16 protein-coding genes are annotated in these 18165 nt (G+C 59.0%); 3 read left to right on the top strand and 13 right to left on the bottom strand.

Translation table 11 applies throughout. The features are described 5' to 3' along the window. Positions 1-122: 122 nt before the first annotated feature. From VJ464_10745 to VJ464_10735, 3 genes are all read left to right on the top strand, one after another. Positions 123-671 (top strand): ubiquinol-cytochrome c reductase iron-sulfur subunit, encoded by a 549-nt coding sequence (locus VJ464_10745; protein HKQ05601.1) that lies wholly within the window; start codon positions 123-125, stop codon positions 669-671. 1 nt (position 672) lies between these two features. Next, positions 673-2424, top strand: a complete 1752-nt coding sequence (locus tag VJ464_10740; GenBank protein ID HKQ05600.1) for a cytochrome b N-terminal domain-containing protein — start codon at positions 673-675, stop codon at positions 2422-2424. A 287-nt stretch (positions 2425-2711) separates the two neighbouring features. Continuing rightward, positions 2712-4715: a DUF4365 domain-containing protein gene (locus VJ464_10735; GenBank protein ID HKQ05599.1), complete on the top strand. Its 2004-nt coding sequence runs from the start codon at positions 2712-2714 to the stop codon at positions 4713-4715. Between the two features lie 31 nt (positions 4716-4746). Here the strand turns inward: VJ464_10735 and VJ464_10730 are convergent, their stop codons facing one another. From VJ464_10730 to VJ464_10670, 13 genes are all read right to left on the bottom strand, one after another. Further along, complete coding sequence (locus VJ464_10730; GenBank protein HKQ05598.1) at positions 4747-5310, bottom strand: class I SAM-dependent methyltransferase; 564 nt, start codon at positions 5308-5310, stop codon at positions 4747-4749. 46 nt (positions 5311-5356) lie between these two features. Further along, complete coding sequence (locus VJ464_10725) at positions 5357-6121, bottom strand: AraC family transcriptional regulator (GenBank protein ID HKQ05597.1); 765 nt, start codon at positions 6119-6121, stop codon at positions 5357-5359. Positions 6122-6418: 297 nt separating this feature from the next. Next, entirely contained in the window at positions 6419-6760 is a 342-nt protein-coding gene (locus VJ464_10720) for a hypothetical protein (protein HKQ05596.1), read from the bottom strand. Positions 6761-6823: 63 nt separating this feature from the next. Further along, positions 6824-7381 (bottom strand): hypothetical protein, encoded by a 558-nt coding sequence (locus VJ464_10715; protein ID HKQ05595.1) that lies wholly within the window; start codon positions 7379-7381, stop codon positions 6824-6826. Positions 7382-7395: 14 nt separating this feature from the next. Next, entirely contained in the window at positions 7396-9846 is a 2451-nt protein-coding gene (gene mobL, locus VJ464_10710) for a relaxase MobL (GenBank protein ID HKQ05594.1), read from the bottom strand. Positions 9847-9853: 7 nt separating this feature from the next. Further along, the gene (locus VJ464_10705; GenBank protein ID HKQ05593.1) at positions 9854-10387 is read right to left on the bottom strand and encodes a hypothetical protein; all 534 of its coding nucleotides are present in this window, start codon (positions 10385-10387) and stop codon (positions 9854-9856) included. 36 nt (positions 10388-10423) lie between these two features. Continuing rightward, positions 10424-12397 (bottom strand): type IV secretory system conjugative DNA transfer family protein, encoded by a 1974-nt coding sequence (locus VJ464_10700; protein ID HKQ05592.1) that lies wholly within the window; start codon positions 12395-12397, stop codon positions 10424-10426. 31 nt (positions 12398-12428) lie between these two features. Further along, complete coding sequence (locus tag VJ464_10695; GenBank protein ID HKQ05591.1) at positions 12429-13085, bottom strand: hypothetical protein; 657 nt, start codon at positions 13083-13085, stop codon at positions 12429-12431. Further along, positions 13082-14110, bottom strand: a complete 1029-nt coding sequence (locus VJ464_10690) for a MoxR family ATPase (protein HKQ05590.1) — start codon at positions 14108-14110, stop codon at positions 13082-13084. The genes VJ464_10695 and VJ464_10690 overlap by 4 nt, the downstream gene beginning before the upstream one ends. Before the next feature lies 1 nt (position 14111). Continuing rightward, positions 14112-15656 carry a hypothetical protein gene (locus VJ464_10685; protein ID HKQ05589.1) on the bottom strand — a complete coding sequence of 515 codons (1545 nt, stop codon included), beginning with the start codon at positions 15654-15656 and terminating at the stop codon, positions 14112-14114. A gap of 34 nt (positions 15657-15690) precedes the next feature. After that, complete coding sequence (locus VJ464_10680; GenBank protein HKQ05588.1) at positions 15691-16923, bottom strand: hypothetical protein; 1233 nt, start codon at positions 16921-16923, stop codon at positions 15691-15693. A 23-nt stretch (positions 16924-16946) separates the two neighbouring features. Beyond that, positions 16947-17630 carry a hypothetical protein gene (locus VJ464_10675; protein HKQ05587.1) on the bottom strand — a complete coding sequence of 228 codons (684 nt, stop codon included), beginning with the start codon at positions 17628-17630 and terminating at the stop codon, positions 16947-16949. Positions 17631-17763: 133 nt separating this feature from the next. Then, positions 17764-18024 carry a hypothetical protein gene (locus VJ464_10670; protein HKQ05586.1) on the bottom strand — a complete coding sequence of 87 codons (261 nt, stop codon included), beginning with the start codon at positions 18022-18024 and terminating at the stop codon, positions 17764-17766. Between the last annotated feature and the right edge of the window lie 141 nt (positions 18025-18165).

Here is an 18165-nt window from a genome sequence, read left to right as displayed (position 1 = left end):
TTGAATAAGCCTCTGAGCCTACCCTTCCGTAGCGATCATTTGAACGCATTGCATTGCTCAATCCATGTGCGACGCAGGGCCTGTTCATTGGCACTCTGCTTGCGGCAGATGAAAAGAAGCAAATGAGCTTAGAACAGAATAGCCATTCTTCGGAGTCCAATACCCTAGCGTCTGAATCCGCTGGGCGCCGGTCCTTTCTTGGTTATGTCATCGGGCTGATCATCTCCGGCATTAGTCTGGTGCTCGGCGTTACGATCGGCCGTTACAGTATCGCGCCTGCGCTCTCGCCTGCGGACGCGTCCGAATGGGCCGAGGTGGGGCTCGTGGAAGACATCCCCGAAGAGAAGCCGGTCAAGCGCAATGTCGTCGTCTCCAGGACGGCGGGGTGGGCACGCTTCAATTCTCAGCAGTTGGTGTGGGTAATAAAAAAGGGCGACAGCATTACGGCGTTTTCTGCCATCTGCCCGCACCTCGGTTGCACGATCAACGAGGCGGCCAAAGGGTTCATCTGCCCTTGCCACGGCAGCGCCTGGGACGGCCTAGGGGAGAGGCTTGCCGGGCCGACGCCGCGCGGGATGGACACGTTGGAGACCCGCGTTGAAGGAGACCTGCTAAAAGTCAAATACCAGTACTTCAGGCAGGGCGTGCCTCAGAAGGAAGAGGTGCGCTGAGATGAGTGAGAAGAAATCGCCGAGGGCACGATTATATGATTGGCTCGACGAGCGTGCCGGACTGCGGGGTCAAGTCCGTAAGATACTCGACGAGCCAATACGCGGCGGCGCTCGCTGGGCGTACGTGTTCGGGAGCACGTTAGTCTTCCTGTTTGTGCTTCAGGCCATCACGGGGGTGTTCCTCGCGATGTACTATGTGCCGAGCGCAGACCATGCCCATGCGAGCGTCGCCTACATTCAAAAGGCGGTCCCCGGCGGCGCGCTGATTCGGGGACTGCACTACTACGGCGCTAGCGTGATGATCATTGTCATCGTCGCCCACGTCGCGCAGACTTTCCTCTTCGGCGCTTACAAAGGAAAACGCGAGTTGGTTTGGGTAGTCGGAGGAGTCCTTCTGCTCCTGGTTCTGGGTTTCGCCTTCACCGGCTACCTGCTACCTTGGGATCAGGAGGCGTATTTCGGCACGAAGGTAGGTACGTCAATCGTAGGCGAAATGCCCGTCGCTGGTGCGGCCACGCAACGCATTATGCTCGGCGGGACCGAGATAACATCACTTACGCTTTCGCGCTTCTTTATGACGCATACCTTTCTGCTTCCGCTCGCGCTCGCGCTCCTGGTCCTGCTCCACCTGTACCTGTTCAGGCGCGTAGGGCCGGCCGGGCCATTCCATCATAGAGACGATGACCGCGTGGATCGCTTTTACCCGAAGCAGTTATTCAAGGATTCACTCTTCATCCTGGCCGTCTTCATTGTCCTGGTGGCAGTCGCCGAGTACATGCCGGCGAAGCTGGGCCCACAGGCCGACCCGACGACGGACTTCCTGGCGAGGCCGCCCTGGTACTTCCTACCTCTGTTCGAGCTGTTGAAGTATTTCCCCGGAAAGCTTTCCCTGATACCCACGGTGTTGCTACCGGCAGTTCTTTTCGGGACAATCTTATTACTACCTTTTCTCGCCCGCCGCAGGGAGCGCAACCCACTTAGGCGACCCGTGGCGAGCGCATCTCTGGTATTTGTGCTCGCAGGCGCAGTCTCGCTGATCGCTTTATCGAAGTACCAGGACAGGAGTAATCCGGAGTTCAGGGCAAAGCTCGAACAGCAGGAGGAGGAAGCGAAGGCTTTTCTGCAAGCGGAGTTTCAGCCGCAGCAGATCGGCAGGTCGGTAGCCATCACCCCGCCCGCGGCGACCAACCCGGTTGAAACCAATTCCGGGGCTTTGAAGATATTTCTCGCCAACTGCGCGAACTGTCACGGCGTGAATGCGACGGGAGGCCCGCTCGGCCCGCCGCTCCTTAATCTTGCGCGGCGGCGCAACCTGAGCTTCGACTATCTTACAAACTGGATCGCTGGTCACGCTCGTGAGCCGATGGCGGATTCGATGCCGAGGTACAATCAGCTTGCAGAAGAAGAGCGAAGAGAATTAGCAGAATGGTTGTTGAAACTGGACAAGCCCGTGCAGCGGAGTACCGCCGCGCTCCCGGCTGCGGGGAATGCCCAGCCGCCCGCCGCATACAACACAAGCTGCGCCGTCTGTCACGGGGATAGGGGCGAAGGCAATATCGGGCCCTCGCTCATCGGCGTGATGAAAAAGCCAAAGCGCAGAAAAGAAGATCTGTTGAATATTCTCGACAACTCCCGAGCCTATGGGCTGAAAGACCCGATGCCGAAATCGTTCCCCGCAATCTCCGAAGAGGACAAGCGCGCCATCGTCAAATGGCTTGCCGGATTGAACGCGACCCCTGGCGCTCGTCAGTAAGCCGGAGACATCGGTCTGGTTCAGTCAGAGAGTAAACATGTATTTTTGTAATATGATTAAACAGAGAGATGGGAGCCACTGGTTGAGCCACGGCGCTCGCATCCAATGCTCAGTCAACTTCGCAACGGGCAAAAAAAGGCGGTACGCTAACCTTAAGCGGGGCAGCCGCTCTCGTCAAAGGGATACCACTTCCCGTTGCTGAAGACGCCGTAGCCGCTCCTGCCAGCCGGCGGAGCAGGCAAGACAAGCGGATTGCGGTGCTGGCTACCCTGCGGGATAATTATTCAATGATGAGGACCTATTCCCCCCAAGACCTCGGCCCGCTGCCGAAGCGAGACCCTTACAAGGCCAACGAAGAACGTAGCATCGACGCCTTTCGCGCCGCCCTGCCGAAGGAGAAGTTCCAGTATCGGGACGATAGGCAGAATGACGAGGGCGTGGATGGCTCCGTCGAATTGCTGACCAAGTCCAGCAGTCTGAATTTGCGCGCGCAGGTTCAGTTGAAGAGCAAGGTAAGCGGGAAGGCCAACGCCGACGGGTCAATCTCCGTGAGTGTGAACGTCTCTAACCTGAACTACCTGCTTAATGGCCCATCCCCGATATACGTGCTTTACGTAGTCGAGACCGGCGAACTGCGGGTCGCATGGGCGCGGGATGAACGAGAAAGATTGAACCGCATAGACCCTGACTGGATAAGCCAGGAAAAGGTGACCATCAGATTTGTCGCCCCCCTCACGCCGCAAGCGGTCGATCAAATCTACGAACGCATCCTGCGCGAGGGCTGTATGCACCGCGAAGTACATGAAAGGCTCGCGCGTGCGACCCTTGGGGAGCCGGTGCACATCAGCATCGACCCAGAGACCCTGGCGGTTAGCGACCCTTCCGAAGTGTATGACAGGCTGTCGACGAGCGGCCTCAGCATCGTGTCGGCGGGCTACGGTTCTTTCGTACTTGAGCAGGTCGAGTTGCTCGGCCCTGAAGCCGCCCGAGCACCGCGAATTCAACTCGTGAAGGCTTACGCCCTGTCCGCGCAGGGCAGGTATCTGGGAGCGCTTGCCCTCCTCCAGGAAGTCAGGCTTCGCGAAGGCGACCTCCCGAACGACGACCAGCGTTTTGCAACGTACCTGCGGGATTTTTGCGAATACGCGTCCGGCGCGATTAACCTCACCGAGTATGGGGAGCGCCGGCAGCGCTGGGAGGACGAAGCGGAGAGCGGCTATGCCCTGGCGCACCGTTCGCTTGAGCTTTACCAGCGGGCGCTCGCCGAGCTTGATCCTATTGTCAGAAAGCAACTGCTCTCCGATTTACGCCGCGTCATGGACGAGATGCTGAGGCATGATGAAATTCCTGCGGCCTTAAAACTGGAGGCCCGCATCGAACTGCTGTATATAGAAGGGAGCCAGCTATCCATCCGCTCGTTGCAGGAGATGTTCCTGGGGCGGGGGCCGGAAGATAGCGGGCGACGAGAAATACGGGGCGCCTTGCAGTCTCTCGAAGACCTCTGGCCGCGCTGGGAGGAGGAGGCCTTGGCTCTTACCCGGCAGGCCGTTGCGTCGGGGCACCCGTTCGTCATCGCGTCGGCGCTCAGCACACATGCCTCTATAATCACCGAGCGCCTTGAGTGTATTGAACGCGCGAACATCCTTCTTGGGGGGACGTTCAGCATACCGGCGCAGTCGATTGAACTGGCAATAAAGAAGGCTGTCCGGGCGCTGAACATCTATCTGCGGGCAGGCGCGCTCGATGGCGAACTGCGCTGCAAGCTGCTGATCGCCGACCTCCTCGTCCTGGCGCGGCGAGACGACGAGGCGCGGGAGATCGCCCGAGAGGTGCTTCCGAAGGTGGAAGCCTTCGGCTATGCCGACCTGAAGACAAAGGCGGAGGAGTATGTAGCCGGGCATACCCTGCTGACCAGATGCGAGGAAATGAAGTCGCAACTGGAGCCGGAGCCAGACCCCGACGTAGGTCTCGCAGGGTGGACTGACGACGAAGTGCGGCAGTTTGCAAGCCATTCACCCGACCTAGCCCGGCGCGGTGATGACTGGCTTCCCGCTATCGAACGTGAATACCGCAGCCAGCGTGATGCGGCGCGGGAGCGGATCAACTGGTGCCGACACATCACGCTCGTTGCGGAGCGGGACAGTTACGCGAAGGATCCCGATCGTAAGTGCGTCTGCGACCGGTTCAATTACACATCGGCGATTGCGCATCGCGATTGGCAGCTTGTCATCTCGGCGTTCAAGCGGGGTTACTGCGCCGGTTGCCCCGACCGTGATCCCAAACTGTCATAGCCGGCAAAATCAATTCAGTGCCCTCGGGCAGTCAAGGCCGCCGAGCGCGGAATCGGAAGGCGCCTCTCGCTAAGTCCACGGAGACCTGAGTAAAGCCAGCGGCTTCGAGCCTGACGCCGAATCTGCTCGGGTCGACGACCACCATCGTGTCGAACAGGTGAATCAGTTGGAAGGCTCGGCTCCATGTGCTGTCAGTCCCCGCGAACATCGCCCCCGCCCTGAGTACGCGGAACACTTCCGCGAGGAGTCGGCCCTGCAAAGCCACGGAAGGGACGTGATGGAGCATGGTGAAGCAGACGGCTCCCGAAAATGAGCCATCCTCGAAAGGCATGGCCGTGGCGTCGCCCTTTACGACCTGAACGTTGGTGTTGCGAAGACGGTCTTCCAGTGAGGCGGCCAGAGACTCATCGACCTCGATGGCGGTGACACGGGCGTATCGCTGCCGCAGGACGTCGGTGGCCAGACCCGGTCCGGGCCCCACCTCAAGCAGGTCTTCACCCAGGTCGATGTTTTTAAGAGCCCACGGGATCAACCCCTCTGAGAGCGCCTTCCTCCAGAAGGCCGAGCGGCAAAACCAGCGGTGAAATTGATTCATTCGATTTTCCCTCTTTCGAGCCTCGACATTTAATCTTCAAGAGGGTTCATTCTACCTGGGGAGGGCAAGCAATCACTTGAACAAACTGGCTACTCCGGAAGATTTCTGATGGCGTGATGCCGAACATCCGCCTGAAGGTGCGGGTCAGGTGGGCGGAATCGGCAAAGCCGGCTGCGTGAGCGGCGTCGGTCAGAGATGCTGCTCGGGACAACTGACTTATGGCCTTCAGAAGTCTGAGCCACAACAAGTACCTCCTGACCGGCAAGCCCGTCTGTTCCCGAAAGAGGTGGGCGAACCTGCCCGCCGAGAGCCCGACGCGGGCGGCGAGTTCCCCGGCCGGGATGCGAGGCTCTGGAAGGGCGTCGAGAATTTGGCAAGCGTTCGCGACACGCGAATCCAACGGGCGGTCCGCTTGAGTGAATCCGGTTAAGGCGTGGACAAGGCGGTCCGTTAATTCAGTCGCCTCCCGGCAGGAGACTCCTTGCGACCAAAGGCCGCGAAGTTGCGGGACGAAGTCGGCAGCCGCGGGCAAGGCGAGCAGCCGGTGGGCCTTCTCTTTCAAGCCAGTCGACAATCGCCTTCCAATCTCACTTTCAGGATCGAGGTAGAGGCTGGCCACTGGCGCGCTGAGGCTGTCGAGTTGATGGGGCTGGTCGCCGTCAATCAGAACCACCGGGTATTCACTCCAACTCTCAGCATCGCTGCGCAAGCGGAACGCTCGATCAAGACCAACGGAAAGTTGTACCGCGTGGTGCTGGTGGGAGGTGGTGTCGACCGACGTACAGAGAAACAGGGCGCGGCCATGCCACAAGTAGAGCCTTCCCTGCTGGCTGCCACAATCAGGGGCTGGCGATTTTGGATTTCGAAGCCGGTTATGACCAAGCATCGGACGGTACAGTAATACCCTTTCACGGGGGCCGCAAGACGACGTGTAGCAACTCCCCAACAACCGCTCGCATGATTTGAGAAACAACGACGATCTACTTGGGGCAGACCATCTTTATGTTGACTCACAATTCGTGAACCACCCAGTTTGCAGACTTGGAGAGACTCGTCGCCGATACACAAGCCGCCCATCCTCTCAGTCATGCGCACAAACTACTCGGCTTCACTCTGAAGTAGAGGCATCTCTCTGCCCGGATGTTGAACTGTTACTCTGTTCGCCAGCGAGTTCCGTCTGGGGCTGGCGGGCGAGCCACTCGACGAAATCCGCGTCGCTGCTCAGCGTGCTGATGATGCACTGTTCGAGGACCTCGCCGATGGGCGGCTCGTGATCCGTGTGTTCCTTGACGTAAAGCGGGTAACCGCGAACCATCTCCAACGCCCGGACATCGATCCTGGTTTGCGGAAGCGTCTCTCGCCTTATGTGGTTGAACTTGAGCATTGGGCCTGAGCCGTCAGCGTTCATTTTGTCTTTAGCCTTATTGTTAGCCTTGCTGTTCTCTTTCATATTCCCCTTGCCTTTCTGAATGTTGATTGGTCGATATGAATCACTCGCGATGACAATTGGCCTCTATGCTGATCCTGATCCATCTTCACGACCAGCACCAAGACTTCTAATAGCCTGCTCAAGCAGGTCGGCGGCTCGGTCGCGCTCTGCATTCCAGGTTCGGCGTTCATTGTCGAGACGTTGCATGATCTGTTCGGGTGAAAGCCCCTCATCACGCAGCAAGCCTTCGACGACGTATTTCCAGATCAAGTGGCGCGCCGCATAGCCTGCCGCAACGGATTCCAGGACCATCCCATACTGCTCGCGCAGGTGGAACGCGACCCGAAGCAATATGTCATTTTGTAGGGACGCCTTCTGAACCAACTGCTGAATCACCTGCGCGAGCTGGACAATGTCGTCGTTGCTCTGCCCCGGTTGCCCTGCTCCTGTGACGGCTACTTCACAGCCTTTATCACTTCGCCTCATACGCGCGTTGATGCCTTCGTCAAGCAGATCACGCAATTCCTCGGCGGGTTTTCGCCCACTCGCCTCGCACAGCGCCATCACTGCACCATAATTCTCTTCGTAGGCGTTAAAAGAAAACGGTTGAGCTGCCAGCGCGCGCTTGTTCATTTCTTTCATCGGTTCTCCCCTTCTTAACGAGTGCGGCCTGTCGAGCGGGCGGGGCTGTCATACATATGCGACTGCTCGGTGGCGCGCCCGTGGTCAAATCGGCTCGCCTGATCATGCGCGAAACGATTACCGGTTGTGTCGTGTGAAGGTATCGCATGGACGACTTCGCCACGCGCGAGGCCCAGGTAATGCGCCCGCTCTCGTGGGTCCGCCTGGCGCTCGGCATAGATTTCCAGGTTGATCCTCTCCTTCGCCGTGAATGCCGGCATCAGATGAGTCTTATCAATCGTCTGTTCGCGCAACTCTAGGCGGAGCCCGCCGGCGACCTCACGAGCCGCCTCCAGATAAGCTCGACTCTTTTCATAGTCGGTCACCAGCCGAGCTTGCGCGGTTGCCGACGCCGCTTCGATTGCATGACGAGCCTCACGAGCAGCGGGCTTCTCCAGCAACGGCCTGAGCGCCCGCTCGACCACCGAGTGCGGCCTCGTGTCTTTCAAGCGGTGGACGTTCAGGTGACCATCCTTGCTTTCGATGGCGAGGGGCTGCGCGTCGCTTCGCTCGTTGAAGTTAGCGAGGCGGTCGGCGCTCTCTCGGTACGCCACTTCCGCGATAATCTCGCGAGCCATCGCGCGGCTCAGCCGCTCTTCCGGTTTGATGTGCTCGGCTGAACGATCGCGTTCGTTCAAATGTTTTTCAATTTCGTCGAGTTGCCTGAGCAGCCCAGCATCGCGCGTCGCCTCGGCGTTTGCTTCAATGCGCCGGATTTCGTCACGCGTGAACTCAGGCGGCGGCATAACACGGCCCCTCAGGGAGCGGTCAGCCGTTTCGCTCTCATGAGCGCGAATCAGAACCTCGACAAGTTTGCGGGCATCCTCTGTTTCTTTATGAAGCTCATTTCGCCGTTCATCAATCTTTTTAACGAGTTCATCTCTGACCATCACAAGCCGCTCGGCCTCTTTGCCTGCCGCTTTGCGCGCGCGCGGGTCGAGATGGTAGTGATACCTGCCGATCACGCGCGCCTGGTCAGTTTGCCATTCAATCTGGCGATCAAGGTCGGTGAGCGACCACCTTTCACTGTTGATCTCCCACCGCTGGAGATGGCGCATCTGGTCAAGGCCCGCAACTCGTTCCTGCCTGGCCTCAAGCTCGGTGCGCGCGGTGAAAAGCTGTGCGCCGAGGCGGGCGGCTTGGTTGTCATTGCGGGTCGGCTGACCATTCTCAATTGCGAGAGCGACGCGAATCTGCTCCAAGGTTTCTACGCGGTCGCCGAGACCATAACTGATGGCTTGCTCTTGGAGTTCGATGAGCGTGTCGCGCGCGATGATGGGAACAGGCATCTCCTGGCCGCCCACCGCATACCTCTGTCGAACACCGCTGGCGCGCGCCTGCGCCTGCGTATGTTCAAGGTTAGCCCTGCTCCGTTCCTTCCCCAATCTCTCTAAAAGATTGCTTCTGAACTTACGCAACTCTTTGATCGTCGTGCCATGGTGGTTGACATCGCTCTCTGCCACCTGTTGGCGGACCTTTTGCCGCTCGACCGCAGTGCGCACATTTTGTTCAGCGGCGGCGCGGGAGCCGCGGGCATCGGCGCGGCGTCTTACGTCAGATTCGGATATCTGCCGCTCGCCGTCGATGCTCTCGTCGCGCGCACGAAAGCGAAAGGTCTCGCCGTGCTTGAGCGCCCTTTCGTAAGCAAGAGCCGAATAAACCCGGCGCAAGCTCTTCTCAATCGCTTCGCCTAGCAAGACCCGATCTTGGCGCACCTGTGATCCATTGGTATCTTTCTCCGGCGTTCCCCACGATGCCTCGACATCGCGCGCTCTGGCTTCATTACGCAGCCACTCACCCACGCCTCTTGCCGCTCCTGCTTCGCGCACAGGTTGAAGTTTTCGCTCCACCGGCTCTCTTGCATGCTCAATGTGACGATCCAGCGCCGCGACGAAGTGATTGCCGATACGCCCTTCGACTGGCCGCGTGCTGCCGTCAGCTTGGACTTCACGGTAAGGTAGAAGCCGTTTGGGAATTTTCCCTATGCGCCGAGACTTATCCGTTTCGAGGTCTTTGATCTCTTTGCTGATGACGATGTGAATATGTGGGTGGTCGGTGTTGAGATGGATGCCGGCGACCCAACGCAGATCATTGGCGCGCATCTCTTTGCTCATCTCTCGCATCGCTTCGCGGGCTACTTCGCGGAGTTGTTCTTTGCGCTCATCATCTGTCGACCCCAGTCGCTCGTAATCTTCATTGCGGAAGCTTACGGCAATGTGGATGAGATCATCTTTATCGGGTGTGCCCGTGCCGTTGCTTAACAGGCGGTCAGCACCGCGATAGGTCAACACATCTTCTCTGTCGGAGAAGAGTGGGCGCAGTCCTGCGCCCTCACGCTCTGGGTTGCGGTCGCGCTCGGAGATGTAGCGAGTGGCGCGCGAAGCGCCGCGACCGCCGGTAGATTTGATGGCAACGACTGCGCGCATCTTGAGACTACTTCTTCTTGCCGAGATCAATTGGCTGCTGCTCGGTCATCCCCAGCACGTTCATCTCCCTGTATTGCGGGACCGAAGGCAGCTTCTTCACCTCATCGAGTGACAATGGGGCACCTTTCCATCGCCTGAGTCCATCGGGGGTGAGAAGAAGGAAATGCGTTGCTCCTTCTTCGCGGCGCGGCCCCGTCGGGATGATCCAAATCGTGCAGGACTTTGCATCTACCGGGTAGTAGATGTAAGTGTAATTGGCGACCGAAAGGCTGCGGCCATCAACGCCGAAATCCGAGGCTTTGCTGTGCTTCCATACGCGCGTCTCAAGCTCGTGGAAGTTGGATGGGAAACTGCCCGTTTGCTGGTAATAGCTGCGAAGTGCTTTGACAAGGCTGTCCGCCGCCAGCCGTGGTATCTCTTTCTGAGAACGCCAGGCCGCCGCCATCGTGACACAGGCGTAGGTCACGATGAGCGCGCCCAGACTGAGGCCGACCATCACCACCGAGATTCGCAACTTCGATTTACCTGCTCCTTCGCTCATCACTTCACCAGAATTTCATGCGGGCCGCGATGATCCCTATTCGCCTTGACGGGGTTGATTGAGACTGGCTTCCCAGTCCGTTTCGATAAAACCATTTCGCGCCACTCTCCCGATGATGGAGCGGGCGTCTATGTTCATTGCTGCTGGGTAACCATCGGTCAGAGCGTGAGCGCTATCAATCGCTGTACTTACGGGTGCGCTTGATACATTCAGTTGATTTGTGTCGCTCTCGCCGACATCAGTCTCTCTTAGGTGCGGCTGTTGGCGAGTAGTTTCTTGAGCCTGCCGCTTTATGTACGCCGATTCCGCATCCTTCAATGAAACGGCGTGGGCCACTTCGCGTGGCAGTGGGTGAGCTACAGGCCCGCCTTTGCTGAAGGGCGGGAAGCCAAAGATCACCGGCGGCGCAGTCCCAGTGATCGCCACCGCCTGGCTGTGCTCGACCATCTGCCTCAATTCGGCAGCGTCGAGAAGATCGCGACCCGTTTCAGAATCGCGCTCGTTGTCGAACTTCGAGCCGGGCGCGTCAACGCTGGTGTGCTGCAAGACCGTTGTGCGCCCGATCCGGCGCGCCGCATACTGCGCTGTCTCGCTATCGAGGCCCGGTAGAAAGACCATCGTGCCGACCGAGCCGAGAATGGCGTTCGCGCCATCGTGCCCGTGTTGTTTGTAGAGCTGCCCGATGTTTTGATAGCCAAGCACGATCCCGCAGCGGCGGCCACGGCCCACGCCGAGCTGCTCGCTCAGGTGGTGAATCGGGATGTTGCCTGCTTCGTCCAAGGCCATCAGCACCGGCGCGGCGTGCGGGTCGCCGCTCGTCTTTCTCACAACACTCGCCACCAGGCCGAATAAAATAGAGAGCACGATGCGGTAGCGCGTCGCGTCACCCTCAGGAACGATGACGTAGATAGCAGTGCCCGGCTCTCTCAGATGATTCAGATCAATCTCACGAACGCCGCGCCGACGCTCCTCTGCCGAAGCGGATTGCATCACCGCCATCGCGTGCGGCGTGCGCAGCGGGGCCAGCTTAGTGCCCAACCCCACGAACACACCGCCTTGCGTCTTCTCGCGATCTGCCTTCTTGAAGATGCCCCACTGGATGCGCGCCTCTTCGTCGGGCGATTGAGTCATCTCCGCATCGAGCCGCTTGAGTTCCCGTGTGGCGAGAAACTCGGCCAGCATCGCTGGAGTCGGAAAATCGGCAATCTGTGGCATGTGAAGCAGCACGCCGGTGGCCAGGGCGGTCTCAGCCTGCGGCCAGAACGGGTCGCCGTTGTAAACCTTGTTGGCGTCGAAGCCGACGATGATAGATGCGACTTCGTGCGCCAGCTCCGCATCCCCTTTACACGCCGGGACGAAGTTCCACCGGTCGGAGAGCCAGGGCTGCGCGAGGTCGAGCCGGTAGACGGTGCGAAAGTGCCGGGCCGTGTGCTTGAACAACTCACCTTTGGGGTCGAGGAAGATGGCCGAGCCGGTGCGCGACCAGTCCCGCGCCATCGTCATGATGAAGCTCGATGACTTGCCGGAATTGGGCGGGCCGAAGAGGGCCGTGTGGCAGATGACCCGCTCGAACGGGAGCGCCAGGTCATATTTTCGGGTCAGCCGTCCGAGCCTGAGCGCGCCGTTCGGCAGCGGTTGATTCGTTAGATGCGCAAGACCCATACTGCGCAGCGTGGGCACGTCAGCCCACCGCGCCGAGCCGTGCGTCAGTCGCTGTGAGATGCGATAGTAAGGCAGTATAAGCGATAACGCTTCCGACAGGCTGATGAGTACAGCAATGACCATTCCGAAGATGAAATAGATTCGCGTCTCGAATGTCGCCTGGAGAACATTTGCGATCACCCAGATGATGAAGGCGGTAATCACACCACACGCCAGCATGATAAGTCCTTCACCGGCATCGCGCAGCAAGCGGAAGCCCGCCTGGTAAGCATCGAGGTGCAGGGCATTGGCGGGGCGCGGCAGCCTGTACTTGGCGTCAATCCGTTTGAAGAAGTGATCTAATGACACGAATCTGATCTCAATCGAGAAAGTTGAGGAATCATTTGAGCGAGCGAAGAGGCTCAAGCGACCAGCCTGCCGAGATAACTTCGGAGGCAGGCGCGAAAGCCGGAGGTAAATTCACATCCCGGATGCGGGTCGCCATAAACAGGCTGGCCCCGCCATCCTTGGCGTTGTCATCAGGCACACGCACCAGGAGCGCCGGACCATCCCTCGGTTCGCGCCCCAGTGCCAGAACTTCGATAGCTAGGGGCACGGGCCGGTAACGCACAAACAGGTTGCTGTGAGCCGAAGCCATCGCGCCTTCACCTTGAGTCAGTGCCAGGCCCGGAGGCAGCAGGTTTTGCGATACTACTCCAGCGAGAAGATCATTGACGGTGCGGGGAGTGCGCCCTTTGATCTGTTCAGTGGCCGCGTAGAGGCTTGTCGCAATCGCTACTGCTTGCGCCTCGCCGGCGCGATTAGCTGTGCGCGCCACCTCCCCGTCCATCGCCGTGACGACGACTCTGCGGCGCACCTCTTTGTCCTTTGACTCTTTCTCCTCCGCGCTCCTGCTCCCCTCCATCGTGACACGCGGATCAATGGCGCGAGTGCGCTTGCCGAGAAAGTGATTGGCGATGGCTGAGGAGGCGACCACCAGTATCGCGGTAGCGCAAACGACGGTCAGTGGTGAAATCCTAGCAATGATGCTTCTCATGCGACGGCCTCCAGAACTTTCCCCTCCTGTGCGCAAGCCCATTCGATCCATTCATCAATTTCACGGTCGGACGCGTGTGCCGCAAATTCCAAGCGGGCTATGCCTTGACGAAGGTTCATCAGCTCTTTCTGCCGCTTGCCGAGAAAGCACAGATACTCGTCAATGACTTCGGCCTTGAGGGTTTGAACATTGTCGCGCACCAGTGCTTCCAGCAGGTCAATCGATTCGCGCAGGCCCGGCTTATCTCTCACCGCCGGCATATCGCGGCGGATGCAGTTGATCAATTTTGTGACGCCGAGCAGCAGATCGGGCCTGGCTTCTGGCACACGGGAGCGAAGGATTCTCACCTCTTCGCGCGGGGTCGGTGGCTCAAGCCAACTGTAGAGACAGCGCGACCGCAGCGGCGCTGAAAGATCATGGCGGATGTCGTTAGACAGCAGAATCACGATAGGCCAGTGCTTCGGGTCGCGCACGCCGATGTCGCCGAAGCGTGGAACGTGCGCCCAGCCGCGCCCTAAGAGTTGAAGCAGCATATCTTCGATCTTCTCTTTGAGCTTGTCGGCCTCGTCAACGATGAGAACTGGCACGGCATCAAATTGAGAAGCGTAGTCGAACGCGCCGAGCGCTTCACCGAGGAGGAGATACTCGCGGGAGAATTGCCGGGTTTGCGCTTCTTTGAGACTACAGCCTGCCGCAATCTCCTGCCGCACCATCTGCGTTTGCGCCTCGCGGTCCCAACTGTAGAGCACATCCGCGAGAGTAAGTTCTTCCATCCCCTGTAAGTAGAAGGTCGAGAGGTTGCACGCTCTGGCCAAGGCTTCAGCAAGGGCAGTCTTGCCACCGCCGCGAGGCCCTTCAATGAGTAGTGGCTTGCCGCTGCGCAGACTGTGCGCGAGATCGATCAGGATGCGGCGCTGGATGATGTAACCGGCTGAAGCGAGCAGTTCGGCCAGCCCATTCACGTCGCGTTCTTCAATCACCTGGCGCGGGTCAATGCTGGGGGCGTTCGGATTATTGGGCTGCATATCAGTTCCCGGCCTCGGCGATGACGGCTTCGGCGATACGCCTCATCTGCGGTGTCATTCGCGGCATCGCGGCGCGGATCTGTTCGGGTGAGCCTGAAGACAGAAGATCGGCCAACTCGCGCTCGCTGAGGCCCGTCGAAGCGCGTACATCGTTCGAATCGGAACGCTCGGCCAACTCTTTCGCGCTCAACTCCGAAAGCGCGTCTACGCCGCGAATCTCCTGCGGCAGATCAGTGACCATCACGTAGCCTTGGGTGCCGGCAGCGACTTCAACGAAGCCGCGCTGCTGTTGGTTGGTGCGCTCGCTGATTAGGCCGCTCAACTCGGAGGAGACAGGGTTGACGACGCGGTAGCCGTAAGCATCACTGACGACGACCGAGTTGTTGCCCAGGCCGCTGAGCATGAGGCTGGCGACGTTCACGGCGGAGGTCCCGATCCGGCTGAAGGTGCGTGACCAGGCGCTCGTGAGTGAGCGGCGGCGACCGCGCAGTCCTGATCCGCCGTCACTACCAAGCACGTCACCGGTAAGCTTCACGAATCGTCCCGACTCAGGGTCAATGAAGCCGACGATGGCGAGGTAGGCGCGATCATATTCGCTGCCGCGATTTACTCCTACGATCACCGTCCCTTTCCGCATCGCCCAGCCTTGCCCGCGCACGTCGCGCATCAACTCCAGGCGGACGAGAGAGCCGGATCGCAGGGTGTAGAGGGTGCCCAGCGTTCGCACCGGCAGCATTGAGCCGAATGCAGGTAAGATCACACTGGATTCAGTGCGAGGGGAAGGTTCAGACCCTGACGGTTCACTCTGATGCGGCACAGTCCGCGGTGTCATTGAATTCTTCTGTGCCGCAGGTGACGCCACTTGCACAGCACAGCGGATCGAATGTTCAGGGTTACGTCGTGAGGTTGTGGCGGTTGTCTGGTTATTGGTATGCGTCGCGTCAATAGGTTCCGTCCCTGAAGTAATAGAAGTGCCGGTGTTCTTCGCTGTCGGTACGTCTGTTGTCGTGCTTGTCGCTCCCGTGACTGAAGGACTGACCGTCCCGCCCAGACTTTCAATCGGAACCGTGACGGGCGTGTTGGGTGAAACGCGACCAGAGCCGCTCGGCGCATTAGGAGTTGGAGATGCGGGTGAACTGGTTTCCGGCGTCGCGCTACGCACTTCGGCGATGGCCTGGGAAGTCACATCGTCGGGGCTATGTTGCGCTTCCTTCGTCTTCAACTCCTGAGTTCGAGTGTCACGCACGCGCAGGTTGAGCGGCGTGCGGTTGCTGCCGAACATGAAATACAGCACGAAGGCAATGCTTCCGATCAAAAGCAAAATCAGAAGTGTTCCGATGATGAGCTTGCGCCGCCTGCGACTCTGTCCTTGAGGTGTTGCTTCTATCGCCGGCGCGTCCAACCCTTCCGCGTCGAACACGATATATTCGTTGCCAATGGAGTGAGCTTCTGAAGCGGCAGGTTCGCTATGCTCGACGCCGACGCCGCTCCCCAATGCTTGGTCTCCACGATGGCCGTTGCCACTTCCACTTCTATTGCTTTTCATACCAGTCTCCTGATGGGCGAACTTGCCGTTGGAACTACTTCCTGGAAGATGTCAGCTCTGCCGCTGAAGGCTCATCCGCCGCGTTGATTTGCGCAACGGCGATGCGAAGACGCTGGCTTGCTCCGAGTATCGGCGTCTCATACACCAGCGCGTAGTAACAGGTCGCGCCCGCAGGGATAGCGCCGTCAACAGCGGTCGTCTCCACGTCGAGCTTCTTGATCTGCTCAATCTGGAGCGGAATGCCTTTCTTATCCAGTGTCTGGACGTAGATGTCGGGCGCGCCCGGCACTACGCGGATCGCCGTGCCCTCGATATTGCGGACGGCGATCACGACCACCCGCGAATGGTTATCCACATCGCGCACCGGCGAAAGCGACACAGCCAGGCCGTGAACAGGGTTATTCCATTTCTTGAAACGGCTCGGCGACTTGACTGCTTCAGCCAAGGCGTTGCGGGCAGCGAGATCAGGGTCGCCGGCGTCGCTCTTGTTACGCTTTAATGGCGATTGTGTTGTATCGATCTCGGCGACCGACGGTTGAGACTTGGTCGTCCGGGGGCGCGAACCGGAGGCAGATGCGGAGAGGGATGCATCCTCTGGAAGCGCCCCGGACGACGGCGCCACGCGCACCGATGCCGTCTTCGGCTTGTCCTGCTCAGTGCCATCAAGATTGACGGCGAGACCGGCAGCGCGGCGCGCGCTAACCACTTCGTTGCGGTCATAGCCGACCACGCAACGGTGAGCCTGTTGTGAGAGATACTGCACCGGGTAGATCAGGAAGGTGACGACCATTCCCGATTGCATCTGCACGATGATCGAGGTGGCGGGGCCGCGCCCCGCGTTAGCCTGTATAGTTGGGGAAGCGAAACCACTGCCGGCGCGCATGACCAGGAAATGATCCGTCGCCTTGGTGGGCGAATCGTCAATTGTCACCAGGTCGCTGTTGCCGGGATGAATGGCGAAAAACCTATCGGCCACTGGAAACTCGACCATCGTCACACCATTGGGCGAAAGACCCAGGCGGATGATCGGATTCATATTGCCTTTGACCGAGACGTTCGCCTCACCCGACAGGTAATCGGCGGCAGGTTGCTGAACAAGAGCGACCGGTGGCACAGGGGCAATGGTTTGGACGGGCGTGCGGCTTTCCTGACGATTCTCCTGACGCGCCGGCGCTCTCCTTTTCCGTTGCGCAGCTTCCACCGGAGGTGTCAAACTGACGGCTAACACAAGCAGCGTGATGAAAAATGTTTTGATCGTCTGCGACATAACTCTTCTCCGTGTTAATCAGCTTATTGCCGGGGTGTCTGTGAAGTCTGGCCCGTGTCCGATCCCAGTTCCTTGTAGTCAAAGGCAGCGACGAGAAAGCCGGAGCGCAGGTTGCGGTCGGCGCGGCGCTGCGGGTCAGCTACGAGCTTCATCGTCAGGTTTAATTGGCGCACCTCGTGCTGGGTCGCGCCGACAACTACCTTGGTAATCTCTTGCTTACCAATCACCCTCACTGTGTATGGGTCCGCCGCGTCAATCGTGATGTCTTGCGGTGTCCAAACGGCCTGCCAGCTTTCGGCGCGTTGCTTCTCAAGGATGCCTTCCTGTTTAAGGTAGCGCGCGAACTTCAAAGCGCTGTCGGGCACCATCATCCTGAGGGCGCGCTCAATGTCGCGCGGGCGAGTAGCCGGGTCTACCTGATAGAGAGCGCGGACGAATTCGCCGGTGAGATACTGCTTGTCGGCGCCGGTCAACCGGTCAGGGCCTAACTGCACTGCCTCGGTCTCGCCATAGTCCCGGTCGTTGATCTCAAGCACCCGGCCAGACGAGCGATCCACGACGATGCGGTCGGGGCGACGGACGTATTGATAGAAGTTCAAGCCGATGCTCACGAGAATCAACAGGACAAGCAACATCCCGGTTGAAGCGAGGCCGAGGATGGTGCGAACGTCTGATGGATCGCGGTGCAGGACTTGAACGGCTGACATTGGATTAGTTGCTTCTCTATCTTCAGGCTGTGAAGTTTGGGATTCTTCCACTTCACGCAAATCTGCCAGAGGCTCAACGGTGTTTACGTGGCTGCTCATGGTCATCCTTTCCAAAGCGGCTCGGTCGAACCGTTCAGTTAATCGTTTCTTTCTCACCATCAACTTCTTTGCAGGAGGTTTCTTCAGTGATTGCGACAGGCCCAGTGACTTCGACGAGCATCAGCCGGGTACGGCCAGCTTCGAGGCCGAGCATCCAGCCGCAGAGACCGCGCATAAAGAAATCACCCAGCGCCTGCATCTCTTCCGGCGAGATGTCAATGATCAACTCACCGCCGGAGGTCAGCGCATGCTCGGCGACGAAAGCCTGCAAGAAATCTTTAAGCGAATAACTCATATCTGATAACTCTTTCGTCGTGGATAACATTCAACAAGACTTGTGCCACGCAAAATCGTATTGGAGTGCGAGTGGAAAGGAGGCTTGCAGGCTATTTGGCGCGGCAGGAACAGCATTCGGTTGATGATGATTGGAGGTTAA

This window comes from Blastocatellia bacterium (assembly GCA_035275065.1).
Lineage (GTDB): Bacteria > Acidobacteriota > Blastocatellia > UBA7656 > UBA7656 > DATENM01.
The sequence above is the reverse complement of the archived record's forward strand: the minus strand, read 5'-3'. Positions and strand labels throughout refer to the sequence as shown.